This window comes from Psychrobacter sp. YGAH215, assembly GCF_007280595.1.
Taxonomy (GTDB): Bacteria; Pseudomonadota; Gammaproteobacteria; order Pseudomonadales; family Moraxellaceae; genus Psychrobacter; species Psychrobacter faecalis.
Map to the genome: position 1 here is coordinate 1 of NZ_VKLR01000031.1, position 25,616 is coordinate 25,616.

The 25,616-nt window shown below is 41.4% G+C and carries 21 protein-coding genes; 17 read left to right on the forward strand and 4 right to left on the reverse strand.

Translation table 11 applies throughout. From position 1 onward, the window contains the following. Positions 1 to 172 precede the first annotated feature (172 nt). The 10 genes from FOR85_RS11340 to FOR85_RS11385 all read left to right on the forward strand — a co-directional run bounded on the left by FOR85_RS11340 (position 173) and on the right by FOR85_RS11385 (position 13,101). On the forward strand, positions 173 to 901 hold the full coding sequence (locus tag FOR85_RS11340; protein WP_144297993.1) for a cupin domain-containing protein: 729 nt from the start codon (positions 173 to 175) through the stop codon (positions 899 to 901). A 332-nt stretch (positions 902 to 1,233) separates the two neighbouring features. Beyond that, positions 1,234 to 1,809: a TetR/AcrR family transcriptional regulator gene (locus FOR85_RS11345; protein ID WP_144297994.1), complete on the forward strand. Its 576-nt coding sequence runs from the start codon at positions 1,234 to 1,236 to the stop codon at positions 1,807 to 1,809. A gap of 112 nt (positions 1,810 to 1,921) precedes the next feature. Continuing rightward, the gene (betB, locus tag FOR85_RS11350) at positions 1,922 to 3,436 is read left to right on the forward strand and encodes a betaine-aldehyde dehydrogenase (protein ID WP_144297995.1); all 1,515 of its coding nucleotides are present in this window, start codon (positions 1,922 to 1,924) and stop codon (positions 3,434 to 3,436) included. Between the two features lie 118 nt (positions 3,437 to 3,554). Further along, a complete protein-coding gene (gene betA, locus FOR85_RS11355; RefSeq protein ID WP_144297996.1) occupies positions 3,555 to 5,255 on the forward strand; it encodes a choline dehydrogenase in 1,701 nt (566 codons plus the stop codon). A gap of 330 nt (positions 5,256 to 5,585) precedes the next feature. After that, on the forward strand, positions 5,586 to 7,631 hold the full coding sequence (gene betT, locus FOR85_RS11360) for a choline BCCT transporter BetT (protein ID WP_144297997.1): 2,046 nt from the start codon (positions 5,586 to 5,588) through the stop codon (positions 7,629 to 7,631). 863 nt (positions 7,632 to 8,494) lie between these two features. Further along, a complete protein-coding gene (locus tag FOR85_RS11365) occupies positions 8,495 to 9,424 on the forward strand; it encodes a hypothetical protein (RefSeq protein ID WP_144297998.1) in 930 nt (309 codons plus the stop codon). A gap of 57 nt (positions 9,425 to 9,481) precedes the next feature. Beyond that, positions 9,482 to 10,066, forward strand: a complete 585-nt coding sequence (locus tag FOR85_RS11370; protein ID WP_144297999.1) for an alpha/beta hydrolase — start codon at positions 9,482 to 9,484, stop codon at positions 10,064 to 10,066. Positions 10,067 to 10,347: 281 nt separating this feature from the next. Next, entirely contained in the window at positions 10,348 to 10,983 is a 636-nt protein-coding gene (locus FOR85_RS11375) for a hypothetical protein (RefSeq protein ID WP_102076697.1), read from the forward strand. A 260-nt stretch (positions 10,984 to 11,243) separates the two neighbouring features. After that, positions 11,244 to 11,918, forward strand: a complete 675-nt coding sequence (locus FOR85_RS11380) for a glutathione S-transferase (protein ID WP_144298000.1) — start codon at positions 11,244 to 11,246, stop codon at positions 11,916 to 11,918. Between the two features lie 469 nt (positions 11,919 to 12,387). After that, complete coding sequence (locus FOR85_RS11385) at positions 12,388 to 13,101, forward strand: hypothetical protein (RefSeq protein ID WP_144298010.1); 714 nt, start codon at positions 12,388 to 12,390, stop codon at positions 13,099 to 13,101. A gap of 125 nt (positions 13,102 to 13,226) precedes the next feature. Here the strand turns inward: FOR85_RS11385 and FOR85_RS11390 are convergent, their stop codons facing one another. Beyond that, positions 13,227 to 14,222, reverse strand: coding sequence for a diaminopimelate dehydrogenase (locus tag FOR85_RS11390; protein WP_144298001.1), 996 nt, complete (start codon positions 14,220 to 14,222; stop codon positions 13,227 to 13,229). A gap of 415 nt (positions 14,223 to 14,637) precedes the next feature. On the opposite strand from FOR85_RS11390, the gene rluF reads away from it, so the two are divergent. Beyond that, entirely contained in the window at positions 14,638 to 15,630 is a 993-nt protein-coding gene (rluF, locus tag FOR85_RS11395; RefSeq protein WP_144298002.1) for a 23S rRNA pseudouridine(2604) synthase RluF, read from the forward strand. A gap of 110 nt (positions 15,631 to 15,740) precedes the next feature. Then, complete coding sequence (gene ppiC, locus FOR85_RS11400) at positions 15,741 to 16,019, forward strand: peptidylprolyl isomerase PpiC (RefSeq protein WP_144298003.1); 279 nt, start codon at positions 15,741 to 15,743, stop codon at positions 16,017 to 16,019. Positions 16,020 to 16,149: 130 nt separating this feature from the next. Here the strand turns inward: ppiC and FOR85_RS11405 are convergent, their stop codons facing one another. The 3 genes from FOR85_RS11405 to FOR85_RS12825 are packed head-to-tail and all read right to left on the reverse strand — an operon-like array spanning position 16,150 to position 17,541. Further along, positions 16,150 to 16,785, reverse strand: a complete 636-nt coding sequence (locus tag FOR85_RS11405) for a bifunctional 2-polyprenyl-6-hydroxyphenol methylase/3-demethylubiquinol 3-O-methyltransferase UbiG (RefSeq protein ID WP_144298004.1) — start codon at positions 16,783 to 16,785, stop codon at positions 16,150 to 16,152. 23 nt (positions 16,786 to 16,808) lie between these two features. Beyond that, the gene (locus tag FOR85_RS12820) at positions 16,809 to 17,168 is read right to left on the reverse strand and encodes an HNH endonuclease domain-containing protein (protein WP_263390491.1); all 360 of its coding nucleotides are present in this window, start codon (positions 17,166 to 17,168) and stop codon (positions 16,809 to 16,811) included. A 7-nt stretch (positions 17,169 to 17,175) separates the two neighbouring features. Then, on the reverse strand, positions 17,176 to 17,541 hold the full coding sequence (locus FOR85_RS12825; RefSeq protein ID WP_223808620.1) for a hypothetical protein: 366 nt from the start codon (positions 17,539 to 17,541) through the stop codon (positions 17,176 to 17,178). A gap of 596 nt (positions 17,542 to 18,137) precedes the next feature. Between FOR85_RS12825 and FOR85_RS11415 the strand changes: the two genes are divergently transcribed. The 5 genes from FOR85_RS11415 to FOR85_RS11435 all read left to right on the forward strand — a co-directional run. Beyond that, positions 18,138 to 18,689, forward strand: coding sequence for a hypothetical protein (locus tag FOR85_RS11415; protein WP_144298005.1), 552 nt, complete (start codon positions 18,138 to 18,140; stop codon positions 18,687 to 18,689). Between the two features lie 25 nt (positions 18,690 to 18,714). Continuing rightward, a complete protein-coding gene (locus FOR85_RS11420; RefSeq protein ID WP_144298006.1) occupies positions 18,715 to 21,102 on the forward strand; it encodes a hypothetical protein in 2,388 nt (795 codons plus the stop codon). Then, positions 21,095 to 24,289 (forward strand): tyrosine-type recombinase/integrase, encoded by a 3,195-nt coding sequence (locus FOR85_RS11425; protein WP_144298007.1) that lies wholly within the window; start codon positions 21,095 to 21,097, stop codon positions 24,287 to 24,289. Before FOR85_RS11420 ends, FOR85_RS11425 begins: the two co-directional genes overlap by 8 nt. A gap of 266 nt (positions 24,290 to 24,555) precedes the next feature. Next, on the forward strand, positions 24,556 to 25,164 hold the full coding sequence (locus FOR85_RS11430) for a lytic transglycosylase domain-containing protein (protein ID WP_190295552.1): 609 nt from the start codon (positions 24,556 to 24,558) through the stop codon (positions 25,162 to 25,164). Between the two features lie 114 nt (positions 25,165 to 25,278). Continuing rightward, a partial coding sequence (locus FOR85_RS11435) for a DUF6531 domain-containing protein (protein ID WP_144298009.1) occupies positions 25,279 to 25,616 on the forward strand: 338 nt, incomplete at its 3' end.

The following is a 25,616-nucleotide window of genomic DNA, read 5'->3' on the forward strand; positions in this document are numbered from 1 at the left end:
TTAAGGTGTTTGATTTGGTATTCTTCTATGTCAATTATGGCTATGTCTGATGCCAGCATACTTTTTAGAACACCACCCGATTTTTTAATAATAAGAACAGTGTCTTGTTTGTCAGCCGCTGTAAATCAGGGGATAATCTACAGCATTAAATCTAATCTCGAGAAACTATTTTATGCTGATTAATGCAGATTTTACTCGCCGTGCTGCATTGGCACCCGAACACTATCAATGGGTGCCATCACCGCAAAACGGCGTCGAGCGTGTCATGCTCGACCGCGTCGGCGCAGAAAAAGCCCGTGCCACCAGTATCGTGCGCTATGCGCCTGAGTCCTATTTTCCGCATCATATGCATCCGGGCGGCGAAGAGATTTTGGTGCTGTCGGGGACTTTTTCGGCAGATAATATCGACTATCCAGCAGGTTGGTACTTACGCAATCCAACAAACTCTGGCCATCAGCCCTATAGTAAAGATGGCGCAGTCATTTTCGTCAAACTTTGGCAAATGCTAGCCACCGAAACACGTTATGTTGCTATCGATACTAACGATTGGGCAAACTGGCAAATACAGGACAATCGTGAGGTCTGTCAGTTATTCTCAGATGACAGCGAACAGGTCAGCTTACAGCGTTTAAAGGCCAATGAAGCCCTATTTACCGACACAGTATTTATAAACGCAATATTTACCGACACAATCAAAGGCGGCGCTGAGATACTGGTGCTAGATGGTAAGCTGATAGATACTGAACTTACAGATGACGCTAAAACCTATACTCGCGGTAGTTGGCTACGTTTGCCAGTGGGTGAAAAACTGCAAATAAAAGCAGGCATACACGGTGCTACGGTTTATCTCAAAACTGGTCACCTGTCTAAAGTCATTGGCGCTAAAGTAGAAGAAAAATAGTACGCAAACGTAGATTTAGCAATTATTAATAGCGACTTTAATGGTTTATAGGCTACTGCTTCACTATAAAAAAGGCGTCAGAACTATTTTTCTGAAAAATAGATTTGACGCCATTTACATATAATTAGCTATAAAATATAGAAAGTTATTAAAATAATGTTCTGTAACTCCTCGGTTCATACCTGCCCTTCACATTGCTGCTTTATTTCTGTAAAATACCGACCGTACGGTTTCTTTATCAAAAACTGTTTTTTCTTTTGTATTAATAAAACACATTCTTTTAAAGCCAAATTTACTTTTAGTTAAACTGACGCGCTAATATCGAGATAAAAATGGAAACTCAAAACGCTCATAAACGTAAAAAACAGCCAGAGCTTATACGGCGGGCGCTGCTTGATGAGGCAGCGCGCATCACTTTGGAGCAGGGCTTGTCTAAAGTCACCTTCCAATCGGTAGCGGATGCCGTCGGCGTGACCAAAGGCGGGGTGATGCATCATTTTGCCACCAAGGACGCGCTCATCTTAGAGGTGTTTTATGACGCGATGGCTAAGTTTGAGGCGGAAGTCAATCAAGCGATGGCAAAAGATCCAGTCAGCTATGGCTCGTTTACCCGCGCTTATATCGATGCCACCATCAGTCTGGGCGAAAAAGGTCAAGCCGAGTTTAATAGCCAAGCCACGCTGTACGTCTTGATGCTAGGGGATCGGATGCTACGCGAACGCTGGGCTGAATGGTCAAACGAGCAGCTAAAAAAACACGCTGCTACGGACAATACCGAAACGCTATGTATGGTGCGTCTGGTCGCCGATGGGATTTGGCTCTCTGACTTTTCGGGTATCGATATCTCGGATAAAGCCTCACTACGCACGCGCTTGATAACTATGACGCAGCAAGACTTTGACGCTTAAAAATGCATACAAACTACTTTTATTTTTCACCTTTAATCCATGACGACATTGTTTTTAAGACTTTATAAAAAAGCTTTTTTATAAAGCGAACCCGTCGCCCTAAGGAAAACTTATGACAGCTACTCAGACAACCATAAATAATTTACAAGACATTATTGATTTCACACAAACACAAACCGCTTATATTAACGGTCGCTATCTGGCGGTCGATGATTCTTTAACGACCTTTGAAGATATCAACCCAGCGACAGGTGAAGTGTTAGCTATCATTCAACAAACGACGACTGAGCAAATCGATGAGGCGGTAAAAGCCGCGCAACAAGGTCAAAAAGTGTGGGCAGCAATGACCGCGGTTGAGCGCGGCCGGATTTTATTAAACGCAGTTGCGATATTGCGCGAGCGTAATGATGTATTAGCATTGCTCGAAACCAAAGACACGGGTAAAGCGCTTTCTGAGACCAAGTATGTCGATATCGTCACTGGTGCTGATGTCGTTGAGTATTATGCGGGGCTTGCGCCAATGTTAGAGGGTCGTCAGATTCCACTACGTGATAGCAGTTTTGTTTATACCCGCCGCGAGCCACTCGGCGTGGTAGCAGGTATCGGTGCGTGGAATTATCCGATTCAAATTGCGATGTGGAAAGCTGCGCCAGCATTGGCTGCTGGTAATGCGATGATTTTTAAACCCTCAGAAGTCACACCGTTAACGGCACTAAAACTGGCAGAAATCTTCACCGAAGCAGGCTTACCAGACGGCGTCTTTAACGTCGTGCAAGGGGATTATAAAGTTGGCGAAGCATTAACCCAGCATCCTGATATCGCCAAGGTCTCATTCACAGGCGGGGTGCCAACGGGTAAAAAAGTCATGGCAAGTGCGGCATCATCGTCGCTGAAAGACGTAACCTTAGAGCTGGGCGGTAAGTCGCCATTGATTATCTTTGACGATGCGGATATTGATATGGCTGCTGACATCGCCATGATGGCGAACTTTTATAGTACCGGTCAGGTCTGTACTAATGGCACGCGTGTATTTATCCCCAAAACCTTACAAGCCAAGTTTGAAGAGGCAATCTTGACGCGTGTTAAGCGCACTAAGCTTGGCGATCCGATTGATGAGAATATCAATATGGGGCCATTGGTCAGCTTCCCGCATATGGAGCGAGTGCTTGGCTATATCGAACAAGGTAAAGCGGGCGGCGCGCGTCTATTGGCGGGCGGCGAACGTATCACGGCAGGCGAGCTTGCCAATGGGGCATTCGTTGCACCGACCGTGTTTAGCGATTGCAGCGATGATATGACCATCGTACGTGAGGAAATATTTGGTCCAGTCATGTCGATATTGACCTACGAGCTTGAGGAAGAAGTGATTCGCCGTGCCAATGATACCGAGTACGGTTTGGCAGCAGGAGTGGTAACTGCTGATTTGACCCGCGCGCATCGCGTTATTGGGCAGATAGAGGCGGGTATCTGCTGGCTAAATACGTGGGGCGAGTCGCCTGCGCAAATGCCAGTAGGCGGTTATAAGCATTCTGGTATTGGCCGCGAAAACGGCATCGAAGCCCTTGAGCACTATACGCAGACCAAATCTATCCAAGTAGAGCTTGGCAAGTTTGAATCGGTATTTTAAGCAATTGTACGGTAAGAATTTTTAAACAGTAAGGTTAAGGCGAGAGGAATAATTTTTCCTTTTCGCGCCGCCTTACTGCTATGAAATGATGGATATTTTTAATTTTATGGAGCGTTTTATGATATCAACCACACCTGAATATGACTACATCATCGTCGGCGCAGGCTCAGCAGGCAACGTGCTAGCCACGCGCTTGACCGAAGATGCCAACATTAAGGTGTTGCTGTTAGAGGCAGGTCGTCCAGACCATCGCTTAGACTTTCGCACCCAGATGCCAGCGGCACTCGCCATGCCGCTACAAGGCACCACGTATAACTGGGGCTACAAAACAGATCCCGAACCCTATATGAATAACCGCGTCATGGACTGTGGCCGCGGTAAAGGGCTGGGCGGCTCATCATTGATTAATGGGATGTGCTATATCCGTGGTAACGCGCTCGATTTTGATGATTGGGCAAAAATTAAAGGCTTAGAGAACTGGACGTATCTCGACTGCTTACCCTACTTTAAAAAGTCAGAAAACTGCGATGCAGGCGAAAATGACTATCATGGCGTCGGTGGTCCGGTTGAAATGACTACCTCAAAACCTGGCGTCAATCCGCTGTTTGAAGCGATGATTGAAGCGGGCGTGCAAGCTGGCTATCCGAGCACGGATGACCTAAATGGTTATCAGCAAGAAGGCTTTGGGCCAATGGATCGCTTTGTAACCCCTAATGGTCGCCGTGCTTCCACCGCGCGTGGTTATCTTGACCGTGCCAAACCGCGCAGTAACATCACTATTTTAACTGGTGCATTGACCGATGTGATTTTGTTCGATGGTAAGCGTGCGGTCGGTGTCAAAGTCGCGCACCAAGGTCAAACCGAAAAATTCTACGCCGCTCGCGAAGTGATTGTCTCATCGGGTGCGATTGCCTCTCCGCAATTATTGCAACGTTCAGGGATTGGTCCTGGTCAATGGCTTAAAGACTTAGATATTAACGAGATTTTAGAGCTGCCGGGCGTTGGTAATAACCTGCAAGACCATTTAGAGCTGTATATGCAGTATGAATGTAAGCTACCCGTCTCGATTGCCCCTGCCAATAAATGGTGGAATAAGCCCGCCATAGGTGCCGAGTGGTTGTTCAATGGCACCGGACTTGGCGCGTCGAATCAGTTTGAGGGCGGCGGTTTTATTCGTACCGATGAGAAATTCACCCATCCTAATATTCAGTATCATTTCTTACCGTTAGCGGTGCGTTACGATGGTCGCAGCGCGGTGAAATCGCATAGCTTCCAAGCGCATGTGGGCTCATTACGCTCGCCAAGCCGTGGCCGCGTCAAGCTAACTTCAAAAGACCCAAGCGCGCATCCTAGTATCTTATTTAACTATATGTCGCATGAGCAAGACTGGCAAGAGTTCCGCGCCGCCATGCGTATCACCCGTGAGATTATGCATCAGCCAGCGCTTGACCCTTATCGCGGCCGCGCCATTGCGCCGACCGATGATTTGGTGACCGATGCGCAGTTGGACGAATATGTCCGTAACCATAGCGAGACGGCTTATCATCCCTCATGTACTTGTGCGATGGGCGAGGGTAACGATTCGGTGGTCAACGGTGAGGGATTAGTACACGGTATCGATGGCTTGCGCGTCATCGATGCGTCGATTATGCCAAATATCATCAGTGGTAATCTAAACGCAACCACCATTATGCTGGCCGAAAAAATCGTCGATAAGATGCGCGGTGTGCAGTTGCCACGCTCAACAGCAGATTATTACGTTGCCAATGGCGCACCGCTCAGAGCCGAGCCGATGCGCGTTTATAACTCTGTCGTTTAAACGCCTTTTTAAATGAATGCCTAAACGAGTATTTAGGCAACTGCGCGAACTAATAAACAATAAGTAATATAAGTCCATTTCTATCAAAAGGCCTTTCGTAGTAAAGGTCTTTTTTATCAGCGCTTATGTTTATAGAGATGAAAACCATTGAGGTTAAATTTACTTAGCATTCGCGTCGCTGTTTTTCTAATCGTTTATCTTTCAGTTTTTATTAATTGGTACTGCTTTGTGCGTCATGCGGTTATTTATACCTTATGAGTTTAAGATTCATAAGACTATGACGGACAAAGCAATATCAGACCCTGTTTCATTTACCTATTGAGGTCTTTTATGTACAGCTCGCCATCAGAAGATGCGACGAAACCCCTGACTCTAAATAAGACGGTTTTTTTAGGTTCAGCTATTATTTCTATTTTATTGATTATCTGGACGATTGCCTTGCCAGATTATAGTGAGGCATTATTAAGCGCCAGTATGGCATGGGTATCAGAGAGTTTTGGCTGGTATTATATGCTGGTGGTTGCCGCTTATAGTATTTTCGCTTTGTTTGTTGGTTTTTCCAAATACGGCGATATCAAGCTGGGACAAGATCACGAAAAAGCTCAGTTTCCTTTTTTAGCATGGGCGGCGATGCTATTCTCCGCCGGTATCGGGATTGATTTATTATTCTTTGGTGCCTCTGAGCCGTTGATGCATTATCTCACGCCGCATACGGGCTTAGAGCCTGCCAGTGCTGAAGCGATGCGTGAAGCGCTGTCGCAAACCTTTTTACACTGGGGTCTTCATGGTTGGGGTATTTATGCGCTCATTGGTATGGCATTGGCGTACTTTGCGTATCGTAAAAACATGCCACTCGCGCTACGTTCACCGCTGACACCGATATTTGGTGAGCGTTTAATCAAGGGCTGGCTCGGTGATGGCATCGATACCTTTGGCGTCGTCTGTACGCTGATGGGTATTGCCACCAGCTTAGGCATCGGCGTATTGCAGGCCAACGCAGGCTTGACTCATGTATTCGGTATCGAATCGAGCAAAATGGTGCAGAGCCTGATTATCTTAGGCGTGGTTGTTGCTGCCGCTATTTCTGCGATGACCGGTGTTGAAAAAGGCGTACGCCGTTTATCCGAATTTAATATGCTGTCATCGATATTGCTACTATTGGCCATATTGGTACTGGGTAATACGGTTTATTTGCTCAATACCTTTACCCAAAATATTGGGCAATATTTCCAAACGATTATTTTTAAAACCTTTGATGTCTATGCTTATGATGGCAGCGCTGGCGCTGATTGGAAGTCAGGTTGGACGATATTTTTCTGGGCATGGTGGGTCGCTTGGGCACCCTTTGTCGGTTTGTTTATCGCGCGTATTAGCCGTGGTCGTACTTTGCGTGAGTTTGTCTTTGGCGTGATGTTTATCCCGCTTGGTTTTATTTTTGCGTGGTTCTCTATCTTTGGTAATTCAGCGATAGATTTGGTCGCCAATGGTGCAACTGAGCTCGGTGAAATCGCCGTCAATGAGGCCGCGATGGGTATGTTTGCCTTGTTTGAATACTTCCCTTACAGTGATATTTTTTCATTGGCAGGCGTGTTTATTGGTCTGATATTTTTTGTGACCTCAGCGGACTCAGGCGCTTTAGTACTTGCAAATCTAAGCTCAAAAGGTATGACCAATGATACCGACGCGCCTGTTTGGTTACGCCTGTTTTGGGCGGCAGCCACAGGTTTGATTACTTTAGGTTTATTGTTTGCGGGTGGTTTTACTTCGCTACAATCGGTTTCCGTCATTGCTGGTCTGCCGTTCTCGCTTATTTTGCTGCTTTACATGATGGCTATGTGGAAATCACTAAAAGAAGAGGGCAACAAGCGCAAAGCCAGTACGGTTGGCACGGCAAACGTGCTCGATAGCGGTAAAGGCTGGAAAGCGCGCTTGCAGCGTATCGTCAGCTTCCCAAGTCACAAGCAAGTCGAACGCTTTTTACAGACGGTCGTTAAACCTGCCATGATTGAGGTAGAAAACGAGCTAAAAGCAGGCGGTCTTAAAACCTCACTGGATATCCGAAATCTGGCCAGTATTGGTAAAAATATCGATGCCGCAACGGATGAAGATGACGGTCAGATAGATGGGGTAAAACTGCGCGTCGGGCATGGTGATGAAGATGACTTTATATATGAAGTCAATCTCATCAAAGCTGAGCGACCAAACTTTACCCTTAATACTTCCAGTAAGCAGGCCGAGTTTTATTACCGTGCTGAGGTGTTTTTAAGTGATGGCTCGCAAGAGTATGATTTGGTTGGCTATACCAAAGAGCAAGTGCTGGTCGATATCTTGCATCAGTACGAATGTCATATGCAGTATCTGCATTTAGAACGTTAATCCATTCATAAAATCATTCATCAAAGGCTAGTATATATAGTTAGTTCAAAATAAAAGCGAGAAATTATAGCTGTGTGCGACTGGTATAAATTTTCCTTGCTTGCTGTTATCACAGAGGCTACGAAAAATTCATCCCAGTCGCACTGTATCGATTTTAAAGTAATTCTACTATAACTTGCTAGATGTTAGAGATGTGATTAATCATTTGGCAAAATATAACCCCATAAGTTGCATACAGCTTATGGGGTTTTTTATACAAATTAGCTCAACACATATTGCGTTTAATGATAAATTTAGTAATAAATTTAGTAATAAGTGATTGGGCGACAGCGGTTGTCGCACAGCTTTTTTAGCCGCTTTATTTTCATCAGTTTTTATATTATAGTTATTGAGTCAGGCAAAAATAACAGGACAAACCGTTAACCCTCGGGGCGCAACGCTTCACTTTTTAACTGAGTTGTCTTTAGCAAACATTTTGAATAATGTTATTTTCGTTTAATCCTAAACAATCACGCCTGCACAAATCCAAACCTAAACCCCCAAAAAAATATTGATTAATAAGCAAAATAACTGAACAGAAAAACGCCTGTTAATGTTAGTTTTTTAAAATTTATAACGCTAAAAAATAGCGCGACGATAATGAGAAACTACGGCTAAACAATTATAAAAAACACCCAATCTTACATTATAAAACCAATTAACTTCACTAATTTTATAGCCAATAACGTTATTTAAGCAAATGGCGAACAGACTCGGCTGGCTTAAAATTGCGCTTAACAAAGCCCAAAAAATAAGAAAGCAAGAAAAAAGTACGAAAAATACTGCAACGAACAAACCAAAATCAAAATAATAAGGATATGACGATGACAAAGTTAACCTATCAATTTGAGCAAAAACGTATAGACAATGTGCAGTGGTCGCATGGCGCAAAACTGTCTGGAATGACGGCACTGGCGAATGATGAGAAAGGGCGGGTACGTAAAAGCCCATTATTTTATCTTGAGACGGTTTCGATAAATAATTATGAAGATGATGTATATTTTGTCAATAATACCGATGATACCTTGAGCTTTGTCGCGCCGTTTCGGCTGTGCCGAAACATAGGTGAGGCAAGGGCTAAGCTCGGTGATGTCAGTGCTGAAAACGTAGAAAAGGCAAAACTTTATAGCGATGATATCGAGTATTTATATACGGACGTTTTACCGAAACAAGCGGTGCGTATTGGCAGTACGCATGTCATTTATGATAGCGATGCGCTGATGCAGTGGTTTATCGATGTGCCTTATAAGGGCATTGATACCAAAGGCATTGATACGCATTATGGCATTTGGCGCTTTAATGTGGTGGAGAAGGGCGGAATTGGCGGATCTTATCCATTGCTGTGGGAGGATTTTAGCAAGCCCTCGCACGTAGTGAGCAGTGAGTATGTGACTGAGCGCAATGAGATGCCGATAGAGCCTTTACTCTATGACGAGCGCTGTTCGATGTTAGAGCAATTTATTGAACAGTATGGCGTGGCTGACGCTATATTTATCTTGGCTATTAATGATGTGCTCTATCGCTATTGTGTAGGCTGGAGTGCGCCCTACAATGAGTCCGATATTCAAGCAAAAGATATTGCGCGTAAATTAACAGCGCAAAAACCAAAAGATGCTGAGGCGGTAAAACCCATTATCCAAGCGGTTTATGATTTTTGGTTTGGTAAGGGCTTTGCAAAGAATCTCTCAATGCAGGCTTGTGAGGAGATTTTGTGTTTATACCAAGCGCAAATTGCCAATCAAAAAGCGGTTTAAACAATAGATAAAATTATTAAAAATAATACTAAAAAATAATGATAAAAGGAGAAAGCTATGATGTTTCCTATCGAAAATAACGACACGTTTTTACTGTTTTTCCATGGTCTTGATTCAAGTTGCGAGACCAGTAAATACACGTGTATCAAGCGCGAGCCGAAATATTGTCAAACGGTCAATTACCGCGAAAATTTTGCAGAAATTTTTAAGATTTACGATGCTTTAATTCAAGAAAAAATGCAAGAGTATCCACGCGTGGTGTTGGCAGGGCATTCGCTTGGCGCTTGGTTTGCCAATCATTTTGCCCATAAATATAACTTGCGGGCGCTCTTAATTGCGCCGTGTATTTATCCAAGTGATGTTTTAGCGGACCGTATTCCCGCCGTAGCCGATATGAAATTGTCGTTTCCGACCTCAAACTCTGAGATGATGCGAGTGATGGTAGAAGTCGACGATGAAAGCTTGGATGTGGCGGTCGCTAGGCGAACTTTGGTTAATCTGCCGGATAGCTGGGAAGTCGATTATTTTGACGGCGGTCATCACCGTATCGCTCGCAGTAGTGATATTTGGTATCACTTGGTACATCTGTGTGAAGACCCTATCGTTTGGATGGATGAGGCGACGTATCATGGTGAAGATTAGGATATTTGCTGATTAAAAAGAAGTCATGATCGCGTATTTATTTTCTATGGGCTGATGTGCTATCATCATTGAATAAACTATCGTGGGTTTAACAGTTTTGTCCTCGTCATTTATTGCAAATCATCATGATTGCAATTGGTGGCAGCGTACAAACCTTGCAACTTCCAGCACGATATAAAACAATCCTGGTAAAGCGCATGAGCCTGTACTCCGACATCCTCATTTGTGCCTGATTTTATACTTTTTCGTCGGAGTTATAGGAATATAAGGTCTTCATCATCATGAGCCAATCTGCCCAGCCATCCAAATTTACCCGCCGTTTTCAGCCGTGCCATCCTCTCGCACAATACGTCATCGCGCAAATAGATACGTTAGAATATCGCGCGCAATATATTGTCAAAACCATGGGTTACCCACTAAAGCATACCATGCCTGCTTGCGAACGCCTGCGTCATGTGCTGTCCAATAAGCATCTTGGCCTTGACGGCAGCTATATGGATAAATACTTTAGCGCCGAAGAGTTTTTAGCAAAGTTATTTTCGGTACTCGATTTGCCTTATGAGCCATTTGCAGAAGATATTGCTCAGATTAAAGATGAAATAGCACAGGGTGCTGCGCCGCAACCTCGATATCGTTTATACGCCGATGTTGATTTTAAGTTTGATGACAACGCCAATTGGTTGTCTCGTTGGGGCGCTGCACTTTGGACTCAGGTAGATTTGCCAAGCGGATTTGCCAAACTGGATGACGCTGCGCGTAAAAGCATTATTAAAGAGCGTATCCGCACGCATTATCAAGAGCGTGGATCTAACGTGCCGTACGATGGCGCTATAAAAGGCTATTGCTTGATTATGGAACTGCAAGATAAAGAGGTCGAGAGAATCGCGTACGACTTACCAAAATCTAAAAGTGTGTAATAGCCTAAGCAAAACTAAAACTATAATTTCAAAAAACTATCCTTACATTGCTTTAAATTAAATGTCATATTAAAAATCATCTTAAACATAAGCCTCTCTATCCTTTTATGATAGCGAGGCTTTTTTGTATTAAGTAAAAATTTTTAAAATTAAAGCCTACCATTGAAGGCAAGTGTGGTCATTGTTATGATAAGCCAAGCTATACATAATAACTTTTAAGCCTAAAACGATAAAGATTAATCAAACTGCGAAACACGTCTATGACTCCCTCGACTTCCTCTTATCCTCGTCTGTACTCTTTTCGGCGCTGTCCTTATGCCATGCGCGCCCGTCTTGGGTTGTTGTTTGCGGGGCTGCAGGTCGAGCTGCGCGAGATAATATTAAAAAATAAGCCGCCGCAAATGCTAGCGATTAGCCCAAAAGGCACGGTGCCTGTTTTGCAGCTTTTAGATGGCACAGTGATTGAAGAGAGTAGAGAGATAATGACATGGGCGCTTGAACAGCAAGATGCGCAAGGGTTGCTTGCTGCCCAGACCTTGCTTGAAGCAAATGCGCTGATTGATAAAAACGACAATGAGTTTAAATATTGGCTCGATCGCTATAAATACGCCGACCGTCATCTCGATATGAGCCAAGCAGAGTATCGACAACGAGGTGAAGCTTTTTTACAAATGTTAGAGGAGTTATTAATCAAAAATCCTTATTTACTAGGAGAGAGTATAACCATCGCTGATATTGGTATCATGCCGTTTGTCCGTCAATTTGCGCATGTGAATCGCAAGGTTTTTTACGATTTACCTTATCCAAATTTGCAGCGCTGGCTACAAGACTGGCTCAACCATCCACTTTTTTTGCAAGCGATGACCAAGTTTGCGCCCTGGCAAGAAAAAGATGACGTGGTGGTTTTTCCTGCCGCTTTCATCGAGCGTCATTAGTGCTATGATAAAATCTCTCAATTACCTATAAGAGGTTGCCATGACCGTTGATCTCAATAGCCGCTACGGCTTGAATCCTGGGTGGTGTTCTAAAAAGTATGCTGGCGATAGAAGTCAATAAGAAATCTATGCTAAGTTCTCTGATTCTATAGGGCTTTCAAGGCTTCAAAAATTGTTCAAGTTTTAATCAGCATACTTTTTGACACACCACCGTTTTTATAAATAAAACTCCTAGTAATGGCCTTACCTAGTTTATAGGTAAGGCTTTTTTTGAAAAACCAAAATGCCTCACGCAAAAAACAATATCGTCCCATGAAATGCGAACCCTAATGGGGTATCATAGCTATCTTAAAATTAAATGAATCGCTTAAAGCAGCATTGATAAAGCAGCATATCAATTCTCTTACACAAATATTTATACCAGACCATTGATATAAGGCGTATCACGATGCAACAAAGACAGAATCCTATGGAACAAACGCCAAACGCGGTAGAGCATCAACCGGTCTTTATGCCTAGAGTCAATAGTGATAATTTGGTCAAAACGGACATGGTAAGGTTTGAGCGCCACGTGGGGTTTGCCAGTAGACAAAAGAAAAAATCCATCAATGATATGCATCAAGTCATTCGCAAAAAATATGGCTTTAGCCATGTTTTAGAGCTGTCTAGCAAATCTGGCGATAAACTCAGTTTCCCGCTCAGTCCATTAAGCTTAAAAATTACCAATGAGCATGACGGTCAAGCCTATAGTGTCGAAAATGCTTTGCAAGCCAGTAAAGTATTCGAGAATGGTGGGCCGTATATTGACTTACTGACCGTCGCACCAAGACAGGCCAAAAAAGACGAGCGTTTAACAACCTCTGGTGAGCTGATTGGCTATGATTATTTTGGCATGGAGTGGAGCCTTGAGCCATTGACTGCGTTTTATGATTGGCTGTATGTCAATGCGCTCAAGCAAAATCCTCAGCTACATGAGGAAGTCATGCAGTATCAGGCTTTTACCGATCGTGAGTTTAATCCCAAAAAATCTATCCATTGTGCGGCCTATTCGCTAGCGATGTTTGTCGCGCTCAATAAACGTGGATTGCTTGATGGCGTCGAAGACCCGATTGTGTTTTATGATTTATATCATGACTTTAAAGTCAGTAATACGGCTAAACTTCTGGAAAATGGTCTGCTGTGATTGGTGTTTTTAATTAAGTTACTAAGTATAAAGAAAGTTAAGCATAAAAAAAGCACCGAGCTTGCATGGCTTGGTGCTTTCTGTTTTTAGCGTGGAGATTGTTATTTCTAATTCATAGCCAGTACTTACAGCAACTCTTTACGCAGCTGGGCAGGCGTTTTAGGCGATAACAAGCTAGGCGCGACATCGAGGACGGTTTTTGCGCCATTCTCTCCTGCTTGATTCATTTTATAAGCAGCACGGGCATAAGCCACGAGCACGCTGGCGGTAAATTCAGGGTTGCTGCCAAGCTTTAACGAGAACTCTAACACCTGATTGTTTTGCGCATTATCCATACCGCTTACGCCACTGCGAATAACGAATCCGCCATGCGGCATCTTTTGATGGTCCCGCTCAAACGTCTGCTCGTCAATAAAGTGCACTGTGGTATCGTAGTCGGCAAAGTAATCCGGCATGGTGACGATGGTATCGCGTACGCTATCGCTATCGGCGCCATCAGCGAGCACGATATAGCATTCACGGGTATGTTTCTCGCGGGTGCTTAGCGTTGGCTGCTCGCCATTGCGTACTTTTTCCATCGCAGATTCTGAGGGAATGGTGTATTGCACGCCTGATTTGACGCCGTCGACGCGGCGTACTGCATCTGAATGTCCTTGGCTTAAGCCTTTGCCCCAAAAGGTGTAGGTTTCGCCGACCGGTAAAATGGCTTCGCCGTATAAGCGGTTGATAGAAAATAAACCGGGATCCCAACCGACCGATAACATGGCGACTTTATTGGCTTTTTTGGCAGGCGTATCAAGCGCGGCAAAGTACTCAGGGATTTTGGCGTGAGTATCAAAACTGTCGACGATATTAAACAAACCAGCGAGCGCTGGACCTTGCTCAGGCAAATCAGACTTAGAGCCACCACACAATATCAGCACGTCTATGTCGTCTTTATATTGGGCAATATCGTCCATCGCGTAAACGGGCACACTGTCGTCAATCAGGGTAACGGAGGCAGGGTCGCGGCGGCTGAATACACAAACCAGCTGCATATCTGAGCTTTGCTTAATGGCAGCTTGGGCGCCGCGGCCAAGGTTGCCGTAACCGGCGATGGCGACTCTAATTATTGATGTCATTATGATTAGCCTTACGTTGATGAAGCGGACAGTCCATTATTGCTAAAGTGATACGTAACAAGTAGCAATGCTATGCAATTCATATTTACTGTGAAATAAAGTATGCGCAGTAATCTGCCCTGTAATGAATAACTGATTGATAGAAATGGCATCTATTTTAGAGGATTATGTTTATAAGTGATAGGGCGCGGTCATACTAAATTTCAGATGAGGTTAAGTATGGACTTTACATAATATGACTGCCTCAATGAGTCGCTAAGTTGTTTTCAGTGATGATAAACAGGTTTGGGTTCATCTCTCTTAAAATAGCTACTGAATTTCCTATATAATGTCAGCTATCTCGTTATTGATTATTCATTCAATTCAGTCTTTTTCTTAGTACAAAAAGCTTTTTATTAGGTGAAAATGGCACTTTATGTTTAACACTTCCTCGACTCGTTTAAATAAATATATTAGCGAAAGCGGTATTTGCTCTCGGCGCGACGCTGACCGTTTTATTGAACAAGGTAACGTGTACGTCAATGGCAAACGTGCTCAAGTAGGTGCGCAAGTGGTTGCTGGAGATACGGTGAAAGTTAACGGGCAACTTATTGAGCCACGAGAAGCAGACGATTTCATTTTTATTGCGTTGAACAAACCAGTCGGGATTGTGAGCACCACAGAAAGCTCTGAGAAAAACAATATCGTTGATTTTGTTGGACATAGCGACCGTATTTTCCCGATTGGGCGTCTGGATAAAGATTCTCAAGGTTTAATCTTTTTAACGAGCAATGGCGATTTGGTTAATAAGGTGTTGCGTGCGGGTAATAACCATGAAAAAGATTATGTGGTGACAGTCAATAAGCCGATAACCGATAGTTTTATTGAAGGTCTAGCAGGTGGCGTACCTATTTTGGGGAGAATGACGAAAAAGTGCCCGGTGACTAAGGTAGCACCTACCGTGTTTAATATTACGCTAGTACAGGGATTAAACCGTCAAATTCGCCGTATGTGTGAGCATTTTGGCTATGAAGTCGTAAAGCTTGAACGCACACGGATTATGAATGTGAGTCTAAAGGGTATTCCCGTTGGAGACTGGCGAGATTTAACCCCAAAAGAGTTGTCCGTTTTACTGAAATCTATAGAAGACTCTTCTTCAGAAGACAATACTGCGGCTAAGAAATCACGTAAGTCGCCACGAAGAAAACCGCGTACTGATACCTCATCAAAATCAAAAGAGTCGTCAAAACCAGCGGGCGCAGCAAAGGGCAATGCTAAACACCCCAAGGATGGCGCTAGAAAACCAGCGGGTTCTAAAGGTAAGCGTCCTTTTGGGGATAGCAAGAAGTCTGGCGGCAATGGCAAACCTGCTGCTAATGGTAAGCGTCCTGCAAGAGGTCGAGGTTCTTCGCGGTCCTCAAAACGATAGATCAATAGGTAATGACTTTTGATGCAGTAGAGCAGTTAAGTTAGGTTAGTCACCAAACTCAGTAGTGATATAATGCCCCGATAATCGATATTTTATAAAGGGTTTACATTATGGCTCGTACCGCTAGCGCCTTACACATTTTAGTAAAAGACAAAGAACTGGCTGATGACATTATGGCCAAACTTAAAAAAGGTGTGCAGTTTGACGTGCTGGCTAAGAAACACTCAACTTGCCCATCAGGTAAAAAAGGCGGCAACTTAGGTGAGTTTAAAAAAGGTCAAATGGTGCCAGCATTTGATAAAGTTTGCTTTAACAGCGAACTTTTTACCCCGCATTTAGTGAAGACCAAATTTGGCTGGCATGTGGTTAAGGTGCTTTATAGAACGTAAGCGTTAGGCTTTTTATTTAATGATACAGACAAGAGAGGTTACCTAAAAAGCCAGACAACTTAAGCGGTCTGGCTTTTCTTATGATTCACACCATGTTTTACCAAGTTGTCTTAGCATCATTTTAAGTTTGTCATTGCTTGATCATAATATTAAACCACTTTTCATTTCTATCTACTCTTTGATCATCAGTAAGCCAAATACTGTCTTTGAATTCATGGTTGGTTTTTTGCTTGATAGCTTCCCAGCGTTCTTCATTCATATCGCAAAAAAAGCGGCTGTCTTTCACGTACTCATCATCGCCATATTTAAACGATCCGTAAAAAACGCCATCGTCTGTCAGTATGTGTAGTAACCCATCTATTAATTCAGGCAGCTCATCATAAGCCACATGAAGCAATGAAGCGCATGCCCAAATAGCGGTAAATTGGCGTTGCCAGTCTTTTTGGATAATGTCTTGAAAAGTAGCGCAGTGCCACTCAATCGTATCTTGATAGTCCATGCGCTTTTGAGCAGCCGCTTTTGCAAGGTCAAGTAATGCCGAGCTACTATCAATAGCAGTAACATTAAAGCCTAAGTTGGTAAAATACATACTGTCACGACCTGAACCGCAGCCTAAATCCAGTATATTTTGATTGCTTATTGGTCTGACAGGTAGATTATCTATAAAGGGTTGATATAGCAGACGCATATTCACATCGATGGTTTGCTCAATAAATGAGTGTGCATTGCTGTTATAAAAGGCTAAGGTATTTGATTGGTTTATCATAGGTTATATATCGCAGTTTATTATCAGAAAAGACTACAGCCTTGTTGTTGAGGTTGCCAAACATGAATCAAACGTTCTTTTGAGAAGTTAAAGGACTTTTGCAAAAACTGTTGACGTGTCTTTTCATTCTTACCCGTTTGATTGATTAAAGTCTCACGTAAGGGGTGGTGACTGCCAATCAAATATTCGTTGCGTGTGTGCAGTCTTTTTAATAATTCAATATTAGGTACTTGAGCAGATTTACCGTCTATACCACGGTTACAATCAGAGCAAGCAAGCACTAGATTCCAAACGCCATCGACATTAACCGGACGACAGCAACCAGCGGTTGCTACTTGGGGTTTTAAAGTGTGCGGAAAAAAGTGGTCAACATCTGCTAGCATCGGGTCATTAGACGCAATGCTGATTTCTGTAAAGCAATAAAAGCATCTGCTCTTTTGATAACCGTTCTCGCACCGCTTTGGTATTGACCACATGAAATGCGTCCAAAACGTATTTAAATCCTTCTTTATTCGTAATATCAATAAGTTCATCTTTGCTAATCTGTTGATGGTTGAATTGAGTGCAAGCATTGATAAATTTACCACTACCAAAAGTGCTTTGTTTAGGACTGTGTTTTAGATGCTCACACAGGTGCATGGCGTAGGGCAGTGCTAAATCTTCTAATGAAATTAAATCAGAATTTCTTTCTAAGCTAACGTCGATCAGAGTTTTGGCAAGCGCGAATTTATAAGAAGCCGTGTTTTTACCAAACAAAATAATCGCTCGCTAGTAGTTTTCTAGCGTGGGTTCAACGTCTATAAAGTTCATGAATGGCTCAATCTGTCGTTAATTAGAATGCACTGTGATGATAATCGATTCTAATAGTACTATAACTTGATTGAAAGAAACGAGCTTTTAGTTTTAGAAGGTGGGCACCAAATGGGCACCGCACCGAAAATGAGCTTTTTGATTGAGTAGATAAGCTTAACTATATTCAAAAATATATCTCGATAATTTCTCTACAACCCCCGAAAATTGGACAAAAAAAGCCTCACTGTTAAGTGAGGCTTTTTAAGTATTTGGAGCGGGAAAAGAGATTCGAACTCTCGACCCCAACCTTGGCAATGGTGTAGAACTATTATGTTATATAGTGTTTTACATATAAGTATATGATATTAATATACTTATTTTTTATATTTAATAAAATTATTTTACCATATTAACGCAATAAACGATATATTTTTATATTGCTGTCACCGTAAAAAAGCACTGATTGACACCTAACTATTATTAAGATAGTCTGGATCTACTCCTGCCCTATCGTCATTATTTCTAGGACGGTTTATTATCCTATCTATTAGAGGTGTTCAATGACAAAGAAGCCTTCAGCTCGTAATCACTTTTTTACACCCAGTCATACTACGTTGACCGTCCATCCCAAAGCGTCAATGGCCTATAAAACTTGGCTGAAGTGTCGTCCCAAAACATCGCCCATTCATCTTGCTGATATCGATAAATATCATAAGCCGCCGATAAGAATTATTTCTAGTGATAAAGAGGGCTACCTATACTTTGACAACTTTGAGCGTATGGCAGATATTTTTCTTTACGAGACTGATATAAGTCAGCCATTTATAATCATTACAGGTAATGATCAGCAAATTACTAAGATGGCTTGGGTAGAAGTATTGAGGCTTTGCCGCTATCAGAATGTTGACCATGTTTCTTTATGGCAGCACTTACGACATGACTGTGCAGCGACAACACTAAAGCAGCTAATGGGGTGTGATAGTTTGTTCAATGAGGATTACTGTGATTTTGCAGGAATCAATATCGATCGATATTTCTACAGGCAAAGGTCTTTAAAGCCAGTTAAAAAAACGTTTGATTTAGCACAGAATACGGACTGGACCAATGTATAAAGTGAAAGAATGGACTGTTAGGACTATGGAGGCCGAAACGGTTCATGGTTTGATCAGACGGATTGTGCCATATGATTCACCATTGTCAGCTCAAGTGCACAGATTTGTTTTTGAGCTGATAAAGCTGTCTCCAAGATACTTGATGAGAACTAATGATCAGAGTACCGATTCGAGTTTGACAAAACTAACGCATGACGAATGCAATACTATAATAAAAGTTGTAAATTTTCATAAAAGCTCTGATATCTGGTCTGTTCCTTATATGTTAGCTGCATTTACTGACTACTATAGAAAAAAACCACTTACTGATAAATCTTGGCTTTTTATGAGCAAGTACTTACAGTTTATACTGCTGATAGTAGAGCGTGAAGATAAGCATTTTAATAAGATTAACAATCTTGGCGTTCGAATAAGAATGGCGCTCAAAAAGAACTCATCTCAGACTGCGATTATTGATAAGTTAATTAACATACATGGATCATCTGCTAATGTTTACGAGAACTTCGCCGATATTGAATCGTATGAACAAGATATGCGGCATAGGGAGCAGACAGGCTTAGTCAAAAATACAAATATAGCTAAGAAAGTTGGTGAGATAAGGCTTGCTTATGAAGTTGTTCTTGAGGATAAGGTTTATATCGAAAGGAAGTTTAGGGGAAAGAAGCAGTCTGTATTCATAAATAAGACGAGAAATGAACAGGCTTTACCTTTCACAAATGAAATAACCCGACGAATACGTTTTCCTAAGCCATCCTCAGATAACAACGTTGCCAAACCAGAGGACCTAGCAGACGATAATCCACTAGCGCTTTTAGATAATAAATACAATCCTAGTAAGAAAACAGCTAAATCATCACAATTGCAGCAGTATCAAGTCAAAACCAGCTACTTACATAATAAACGTAATCAATTTATGTTTCCCAGTAATACTAGGTTGTTAACAGTATCCGACTATCAGTCGGTTTTTGTAAAACTGTGGTTTATAGTATCTCATGAAGAACAACGTGTTAGGCGAGTCGCTGCTATATTGGTACTATCAATGATAAGTGGCAGGTCAATTCAAAACGTGATTAAAGAGGTAGCTACTAACAAAAGCCAAAGAGAATTTTTGGTGGAAGAAGAGAATGGTGTAACCGTAATTCGGAATACCATTAATGTGACTGTCAATCAGCGTGATAAAATAAAGCCAGTCACCAAAAGTCATAGCAATAACTTTAGTTTGCCGTTGCCATTACCCTTAAGTGTCATATTATCGTATAAATTTGAAGTTGAACCAACCGAGATCACTCAGCTTTTAAAAACACTTAGAGAATCCTTATCATTACCTTTATTATCAAATCAACATATTGAATCAGCGTTAGCGTTTATTATTACCCATCGTATTGGCGAACCATTACACTCAGATATTATTACAGGTGTAGAGGTAGAGCATTCATCACCGCTGTACTATACCAGTATAAAAACATCTTCACTGTTTGATACTTATCAAGCCGCAATTAAAATACTGAGTAATCGGTGTTTTGAAAGCTTAAAGTCTACTAACTTCTATAGAATTAATAGAGCTCAGAAACTCTTAGAGTCGCTAAATCCGAAAAACTATAAATTATGGCAAGCTCATAGATACCCTTATTTTGTGGATATGCCGATTGTCGCTAGTAATATTAATAAAACCTACATTGGTAGTGAGATGGCACTGACTGATCAGGTGTGCAGTAATTTTTTTGCACTACTTGCAGAACATGTGCATGCTGATAAGCGACTATTAAGCCATGGTACAAATGCCAATGAAGATGAATATATCAAACAATTTAATGCTTATGGCTTATGGCTATGGCACGTTATTCAGATTCAAACTGGTATAAGACCCGTCAATGATGCACCTGGATTTTTAAATCAATTTAACTTTAGTCATGACATGTATTGGGTTTCAGATAAATCTATACGTCAAGGCAAAGACCACGGTCGCCTCATCCCTATGAGTGATTTTTTAAAAACGGCGCTAAAAAACTATATTAACTATATTAAACACTTTGCTAGTGTGCACAATCCTTTATATTCAGACCATAGACTTAACATTAATAAGATTTTGCAATCAGAAGAACCTTTTTTACAGATATTTAGCTTAAATCCAAAAAAGTTTATGCCGATCACACCAAAACGCATTAGAAATACGGTGGGTAAAGCGCTGCCTCATCAAGATAACTGGTTACGACATCAATTACGCTCGATGCTGACCAACGAAGTAGACGAGGTATACGTTTGCGCCCTATTAGGTCATGAACACGCTGATCAAGAGATATTTCATCCGATGTCCTCATTATCAATCCATCAATATAGGACAGAGCTATTGCCCCAGCTAGATCGTGTGGCGCAAAAGCTTGATCTTAAGCAAGTGGAGATCAAGCATGGCTAAGTCATCAGAGTTATCGTCTCATGAGAAAAGAGCTGCTAATTTACAGCGTCAAAAACAAGCATTAATCAGTAAAGCGGAGGAGGTGGCTGCTGATTATTTATACAGACATCAGCCTTTTAATGAATCTAATATGGAAGAGCATTATCATGCTATCGATAATGAACTATCAAATTCATTCACGACATTCAATCAATACCGCTGTGCAAGGCAAGGGTTTTTGCAAGCAGTCAGAACTTATAATAAAGATAAACACTGTTCATTAGATGAGCCAGTCGTTCCAATTGTGGCTGAACGAGATAAACTCACCATTAGCTATGAGTGGTTTGTTGAAGGTTCAAAGGTTTCAAGTACTTGGGAGGCGATGCAACTATTTTGGCAGAATAAGCGTAAGTTTAGTGCCAATGACTATGTGACTTACTTTTTATATAGCAGTATTATATTCGGTGGTCTAAATGATTTATCTGCATTAAAAGCGTTGTATCAGTGGATATTTAGCAATCGAAAATTGCATCTTGTTGATTTAGAAAAACAGACTAAACCTTATCAGAAGTTAGATGCTAATAAAATTCTGCTCGTGATTCCTTTAGAGGTCAGAGATAATAAATATGGTTGCAGAGTTGATGGCATCGATGAGGCATTGACTCGCTATGTTTCTTATGTCCCTGATGACCTAAGTCTTATGTTTCTATACGCTTTAGGTGATACTGATATAAATAAGCGTAAAATACAGCAGTTTGAGACGATTATCAAAGGATTAAATAATACGTTTGAAATTACTTGCCGAGATCCAGAAAAAATCCATTTATCACATCTTATCAAATACGCTAATTTTCATTGGCGGCAGTGGCCTGGTAGTGCTATCGATAGCGCTGGCAGTCTGGTCATGCAAGGACAGCTTAAAAGTACGTCACTACCTACTAAGCAACTACTTAGTTACAACCAAGAAATCATTCAAAGTACCCAACCAGCTATTACTTGGCAAAAGCTGTTTATCCAAAGCACATCATCGAACGATACCTCTAAGCCCAGTAAAAGCTATCCCGCTTTTAGCAAGAATATCATTCAGCTCATTCAAGAGGCATTGAAAGGGACTAAATCATCTGCCAAAGATACTATTAACAACATAAAAGATGAGTTTCCTCAGCCTAACGCCATACGTCTGCTAGGCTGGGTACTATTTTTACTAGAAGGCAATCAAACCAACCTAAACTCAGTCAGTAAATATGTAGGTTGTATTGGACGTGAATGGCTTATGTTGACCATGGATGAAGAATTAGAGGAATGGGGTACCAATGATTATGAAGAAATATATGAGCAAATCATCTTAAGTAAAGTCAAAGATGCTCGTAAAAAAGATGTTTTGCAGAAAGACCCGATCGATGATAGAGATGACATTGAACTTGATGATGATGATATCAAGAATGGTAAAGATGATTATTTAGATGATCCAGTAGCTGATTTAGAGCAGGCGCTAGACCAAAATATCGACTCAAAAGATGAAGGCAAACAATCCACTAGCCTAGATGAGCTCAAAAATACCCAGTCTTATACCTATGGGCGTCTGCGCGCTTTTCATCGATATCAGATGCAGTATTTCGATGCTCCTGACGTGGTTTTTGCATGGGGAGAAAACAAACAGATCGTTAAATCGGGTATGGTATCGCCTCGAGTATACAACGCCATGCATAGCGCACTACAAGTATCTGAATTAAACAAGAGCCAAAAGCTGTTATGCCAGACGATATTGATTCTAGCGTATCGTACTGGTATGCGTATTAATGAGATTGCAGGTATAAAACTCAAAAACGTAAAAGCCCTTTCAGATATTAGCATTGTACTGACGCCAAACCCTTATCTACGTCTTAAAAGTAGCAGTGCTAAAAGAAGAGTTTTATTAGCAGCACTTTTAAAGAAAGATGAATTAAAAATATTGACGTCGTTTATTGCTCAGCAAGAAAGAATGGAGGCGTCCTATTTGTTCTCACAAGGCGTGGGTAAGCAGCCGCTACCAACGTATTTTTTTAGCAATTTGATGAGAATGTTATGGGATGGCGTGCTTGGGCAAGACAATCACAACTATACTTTTCATAGCCTTAGACATACGGCAATCAGTCAATTGGCGCTAGCTATCAATGGCTCGGCATTAACAGAGGTGATGACGGATTATACCATCGAGGAATGCCAAAGTATTGCTGACAGTCTTGCTGGTTATCATCAAAATCAAGGTGCTTGGTTTGGGTTAGCAAGTTTTGTGGGTCATCTGACTTGTGACACAACTTTTGAGCATTACATCCATACCGCACATTTATTAGCAGGGTGGCAGTTAAGCAACGCAAAAATCGAAATACCTTTTACGGTATTACAGAATATAACTGGTATAGATTATCAAACAGTCAATTATCACGATAAAACTGCCTATGATAAATCTACTAAAGCGGTAGCGTTGAAGAAATTAAGGCCATACTTTGCGAAAAAGCTAAAAGCACATCACGCTCCTTTGTTTACAGCATCTGATGTGAGCGCCCAACTTATCCAACAGAATACTGAAGGTGAGGGGATACATCGCTCTATTTTTATTGATACTAGGTACGATGCTGTTATAAGCTTTATAAGAGAGGTTGATAAAGTTAAGCCTGAGCTGCGTGAAAAAGAATTGGAAAATATAGCGATAAAACACGGTATTTATCTAAATAATGCGCTAGCGTTATACAAAAATGCGAGTGGCTTAAATAATAACGACAAGCTCATCACTCAAGTCAAAGGTCAAACTGCTCAAGCGATTATTACCACGGCTTTGGATAACGCTTATAATATGTCTGTACAGAAACCTGATATATTGCAAGGGTTTGTCAGGACCTATCAAAAAAAGCACATTACCTCTCGGTCTTACTTAAAGTTTGGCATTAAAAAGTCTCAACATGAGCTGTTGGCTGAATTTTTAAGGATAGGGTGTCAAATTGTCGCGCCGCAGCATTGGCAACTCACTTCTAGTAGCACAAAAGAAGTTAGGGACTTTAAGAAGAAGCATGAACTCAATAGTGCCATTAGGGTAGAAGCCAACCAAAACTGTGTAGGCTTTGAAGTTAGGATTGTCAGAAAAATAAAAATTCCTACTGATAACGCTGTCTATGAGTCATCTGGTGTCTTGAGGTTTTTGGGTGGGGTTTTGGTAGTGTTGGTTGAGTAGTCCAAAGTTTTTAACGATACACGTACTATAGGTTTTACTGCCAATTAGCTTAATTCTATCTATTAGATATTTGTTTACTAAAATATTTACTGCTATATAATAGATGTTTTTAGTGATAGATACATTAAACACATTATTGTTATCAGATTTTATTCAATAGAGCCATATGTATGCAATATCATTGCGTTAAAACGTTCTTTTTACTTTGTACTAGCACAGGCTTGCTATTGGTTTGCCCAGTGCACGCTGATGTGAAATATATAAATATGAGTAATTTAAATCCTGAAGTTACTGCTCATAACACTCCAAAAGTAGTCAATGCTTCAAATTCAAAAAAGGGAAGAATCAATGACTATAACAAAACTAAATTAGATCAAGTTATTGAGTATAATGCAAATAAATATGACGTATCTCCTGCATTGATTAGAGCAATTATAAGACAAGAATCTAATTTTAATACTCTCGCTGTCTCACCCAAAGGCGCAAGAGGACTGATGCAAGTATTACCCTCAACAGCAAAGAATTATGGCTCTTACGATTTATTTCTACCACACCATAACGTAGAAGTAGGTAGTCGTCATTTCTCTAGATTAATGAAAAAATACAAACAGTTACCATTAGCATTGGCGGCATATAATGCTGGTGAAGGAAATGTGAGTAAATATAATGGTATTCCTCCTTTTTTAGAAACACAGAAATATGTTCTCAACGTCCTCAAATCTTATAATGCAGGTCTTGATAAACAAATTTATGGTATAGATATTCAAAGTCAAAGCGATGGTTCAAAGGTTTTGGTAGAGCAGAGTGTGATTGGTGATAAGACAATAGAAATTATAAAAGCGCCTAAAGTTCTATATTTTAGTATAGATCGTTAATTCTAAAAAAATCTTTAAAGTCTGATCTGAAATAAATCATTGTGTATACGTGACAATGATATAACAAAAGTATAATATTAGCGCTACAAATTGTACTTTTGTTGAGATAAGGTTATGCGCCTAACCCCTTTATTTTATAGTGTGACTATACTTATTAGTTTTTCTTTGAATGCTGCTGCAGCCAAAAGTTTAGGTGACTTATTTACCAACAATGCTAGTAAAGTTTGCAATAGCACAGGTAATAACGGAACACCTGGATGTCCTGCTAACCAAGGCGCAGGCATTGTAGATACCTTAAGTACAGACCAAGGCGCAGGCAACCCCATCAACGTTCTTAACGGCAACAAGTTTGAACAAGCCACAGACATCCAAGCCGTAGGTGATGACTATGCCCTAAGACTCAACCGTTACTACAATTCAAGAAGCAGCCAGCGCGGACTATTTGGCATTGG